The following is a 4009-nucleotide window of genomic DNA, read 5'->3' on the forward strand; positions in this document are numbered from 1 at the left end:
ACGGCGTCTGGGTATCACTCCAAAACGAGGACGGGACGTTCGCCGAGCCTCTGTACGTCCTCGATGAATTCGGGGCCGACCAGGGCTGGAGCTCGATCGAGGAACACCCCCGGTTCCTGCTCAGCACCACCACCGACGGATCACTGGACATCGTCGGGTTCGGCCCGCAGGGCGTCGTCGTCTCCCGCGGTCGCGGCGACGGCACCTTCGAGCCCTCCAAGCTCGTCCTGAACGACTTCGGGCTCGCCCAGGGATGGACGGGCGCGAAGCACCTCCGGCTCCTCGCCGACGTCACCGGCGACGGCAACCCGGACATCGTCGGCTTCGGCAACGAGGGCGTCTGGGTATCGCACAGCCTCGGCGGCGGCCGGTTCGAACAGGCCCAGCTGGTGTGCCGCGGGTTCGGATACAACGACGACGCAGGCGCCTGGAGAGTCGGCCATCATCCTCGCTTCCTCACCGACATCACGGGCGACGGACGCGTCGACATCGTCGGCTTCGGCGGCCCGGGCGTGCACGTGGCCCGAAACCTCTTCCGCCGCTTCAGGACCCGGTGATCATTCACCCGAAACGGACGCAGGACCGGCCACGTTGTCTCAATTGCAGACCAAAGCGGTAGGGAGTATCGGTGGGACAAGAGGGCGGTACCGGTGCGGAAGGTCATCCGTGATCCGCTCGGCTGTAGGACGTGCCGGTTCGAGGCGAGGGTCTTCAGGGCATGCGTCAAGAGCCAGAATCCTCGCGCAGACGAAGAGCGTCATCACCTTGCCGTCGTTGTGCTGCTGCCACCGACGCTCGCCACAGCCTCGACCGCGAGTTCGCGGCGGTCCGCGCTGAACGTGATGGCGGCAACAACGGCTCGATCAACGCTCACAGCTCATCGTCCACGATCCACGGTCGAGTACCCACACCCTCCCGAACGGCCCAATCGCCACACCAGTTACGCCCCACCAGCCCACTTCAACAAGGTCGTGTTACCAGCTCTAAGGAACAAGCTCAGCCCTCCCCCAAACGGACAAGTTCAGCTTCAACACGCTGAACTTGACAGGGAATCCGATCGGCGAGCGCCTGTGGCATGCCACGGCCACCGCCTCCACGCCAACCGCGATCGTGAGCGCGCTGCTCGACTCACAGCCACCGAGAACGCCTGGAACAGCGGCCTCTCCCCCACCGCTCCCGAGACCGCCATCACCGAGGCGACCCGTCCGCTCACCGACGCGAAATGGAAGCACACCATCGACGGGCACTACATCACCTGGGAGGCCCCAGGCCCCCAGGAAGCCGGCATACAGTTCGACGCCTTCGCCGCCCAGAAGGACAACGGTCTTCTTCCTACCTGGATCATCCGGGGCGGCCACGCCGCCCACCAACCGGCCTGCGCACTCCAGCTGTCGGCGAACACCCTGGCGGCCCTGGTGCAGTACATCGCCTTCGCAATGGCCGAGGGCCAAGGCACCCGCCTCGTACAGGCCACGGCTGACGGCCCAGCGCTCCGCACCGCTCAAGCCCCCGCATCGATGGCAACATCACTGCCGACCGCGTACCGTCCCGGGCGCAGTCGGTAAGCCCTCAACTGCCCTGTGCCGATCCCGCCGAGACAGATCCGCCAATACTGCAGCCAGGTGGATCTTTGTAGTCAGTCCGCCGCGGGACCGGCCGAAGGCATGGTCGGCCGGTTCACTGGGCGGGGCCCCATTTTGCGTGCCCCGGCCGCGTGCTGGTGGGCGTGCACGATCGTGGAGTCCACCGAGACGGCCCAGTTGAGATCCTCGTTGGCATCGGCTTGGGCCGGCAGCGCGGTGCAGACCCGTTCTCAGGTGCCGTCAACGGCCCACATCCGCAGTCGGTTGTAGACGCCACGCCAGTTGCCGTACCGCTCCGGCAGGCGAACCCACTGCGTCCCGGACTGAACTTGAAGGCAATCGCATCGATCACCTCATAGCGATCTCTCCACCAGCCACCCGGCTTCGGACCAACGATCGGATGATCTAAACAAAACCCCTAGGCTCCCCCACAGGGCTCCACCGGCTTCACAGTCGGCTGGGACTTCAGCCACACCGAATGAAGGAGCCAACTCCTCTGGCTGTCCAGGTCGCTGACCTTAAAGCCGACCTCTGCATGCCCCCTGCGGAGTTGTTTCCAGGTGCGTGTCCACTGCCTTCCGCTCGTGTCAGCGAAATTCAGTCGCACAATCGAGATTTGAGACTTGGTCATGACTTTTACACGCAGTGCGCCATCACTCTGTCGCCGCTCAGGAATTCTCGCTGCGACTTGAGCCCCCTTCAACAGGGACGCAGATATGACGACGCGCGAGCACGGCGGGATCGAGCCTATCTCGAGCCGCATGTTGCGATCGAAGGCGCTACGGTCTCCATCGTCCCGCACCTCTTCGATGGGCATACCGAGGGTGGCGCGCACATCTGAGACGGGGTCGGCGGAGCGGTTGATGATGTTGTACCGCATGCTGCTTCCACTGTTGCCGATGCCACCGTGGAACGTCACCTTCGAAGCCTGAATCCGAGACTCCGTCTCCGCTTCATCCCTCGACTGCGCCAGCTGATCTTCCGCTACCCGTGCGCTGTAGTAGGTGGCGATGCCGCTGAACGCAATTCCTCCGATGGCGGCGAACGCTCCAAGCACCGCCCCGACCTGCCCCCACCAGTGAAGTTGCAGCCACCGTAAGCGTTGTGGCTGCTGGGGCTCGCACTGCGACGCTTCCCGCTCCCGTGCACGGACGACGCTCGACCGTGGTCGTCGCCGTGCCAGCCGCAGCCGGGTCCGGCGATCGGTGCCGATTCTCTCCAAGTGCTTCTCCTCTCCCCTGGCGGAGTAGTAGCCCCTCGAACTTCCACCGTCTCCCGTCAGTGTGGCCTCCGTGCCGACGCAGTGGGGCGCGGATCTCCAGTTGTGCGGGGGCGTAGCCGGCCGAGCGGCTCCGCCCGGCGTATTTCCTTTACGCTTGGGGGTTTTGTTTAGATCATCCGATCGTTGGTCCGGGTGTGTCGTTGACTGACGTGCAGTGGGCGCGGATCGAGCCGTTACTTCCGGAACGGACACCGAAGCCGGGTGACTGGTGGAGAGATCACTATGAGGTGATCGATGCCATTGCCTTCAAGTTCCAGACCGGGACGCAGTGGGTTCACCTGCCGGAGCGGTACGGCAACTGGCGTGGCGTCTACAACCGACTACGGATGTGGGCCGTTGACGGCACCTGAGAACGGGTCTGCACCGCGCTGCTGGCCCAAGCCGATGCCAACGAGGATGTCAACTGGGCCGTCTCGGTGGACTCCACGATCGTGCACGCCCACCCTTGGCATGACCTGGTAGCCGTCGACCTTCTGCTGCCAGATCGCATCGCGAACCTGCCCTGCCGTCGGCAGAGACTCGCTGGCCCGAGCCAGCATCGGCTCGATCGGAGGCGTCAGCACACTCACCACCCTGCCGCAGACTAGTGCTTTCCGCCTGGCAGGGCGGCCCTCTCACAAGTCTCGAGACCTGCGCGGGGAGCCAAATGCACAGGACGGTTCCCCTGGCGGATCAGTCTGCGGCGGGCACGCGACAGGGGCCGCGGCCCCTAGCACAGGATCCCCGGTTAGCGAAACCGGGGATCTTCCGCACCATTACTGAGCTTGTGGGCGTGATGTCGTGAGGGTGAGGCCGGTTGCGGCGAGGCATGCGTCGATGAGTTCGGGGCGGTACTGAATCTCACGGAGGCTGCGACGGAGGGTCCGGATCAGGTGGTCCGGGTCGGTGAACGCGGTGTTGCACTGCGCCGAGCGCCGAACCACTGACCAGATGCCTTCCACAGGGTTCAAGTCGGGTGCATATGAGGGCAGCTGGAAGGAGGTGACCCGGTCGTGGGCATCGATGAAGGCCTGCAGGCGGGCGTCCCGGTGCACATTCAAGTTGTCCCGGACGAGTACCAGCGGGGCGCCCAGCTGCTGGTGGGCGGCGGACAAGAGGTCGCGGTAGTCGGTCCAGGTGAAGCTGCGTCGGCCACCGTGCTTGT

Annotated in this window: 5 protein-coding genes; 3 read left to right on the top strand and 2 right to left on the bottom strand. The window is 65.0% G+C overall.

Annotated features, from left to right (window positions below):
- Both AB0N81_RS22795 and AB0N81_RS22800 read left to right on the top strand, forming a co-directional pair.
- The coding region (locus AB0N81_RS22795; protein WP_365361068.1) for a VCBS repeat-containing protein at positions 1–557 on the top strand (557 nt) is incomplete at its 5' end.
- A gap of 513 nt (positions 558–1070) precedes the next feature.
- A complete protein-coding gene (locus tag AB0N81_RS22800; protein WP_365361070.1) occupies positions 1071–1565 on the top strand; it encodes a hypothetical protein in 495 nt (164 codons plus the stop codon).
- A 436-nt stretch (positions 1566–2001) separates the two neighbouring features.
- Here the strand turns inward: AB0N81_RS22800 and AB0N81_RS22805 are convergent, their stop codons facing one another.
- Complete coding sequence (locus AB0N81_RS22805; protein ID WP_365361072.1) at positions 2002–2640, bottom strand: hypothetical protein; 639 nt, start codon at positions 2638–2640, stop codon at positions 2002–2004.
- A gap of 374 nt (positions 2641–3014) precedes the next feature.
- Here AB0N81_RS22805 and AB0N81_RS22810 point away from each other — a divergent pair, with 374 nt between their 5' ends.
- Positions 3015–3215, top strand: a complete 201-nt coding sequence (locus tag AB0N81_RS22810) for a transposase (RefSeq protein WP_365361106.1) — start codon at positions 3015–3017, stop codon at positions 3213–3215.
- A 405-nt stretch (positions 3216–3620) separates the two neighbouring features.
- On the opposite strand, the gene AB0N81_RS22815 is transcribed toward AB0N81_RS22810, so the two are convergent.
- Positions 3621–4009: transposase (locus tag AB0N81_RS22815; protein WP_365361074.1), on the bottom strand; the 389-nt coding region annotated here is incomplete at its 5' end.

It is taken from the genome of Streptomyces sp. NPDC093510 (genome assembly GCF_040683555.1).
Taxonomy (GTDB): domain Bacteria; phylum Actinomycetota; class Actinomycetes; order Streptomycetales; family Streptomycetaceae; genus Streptomyces.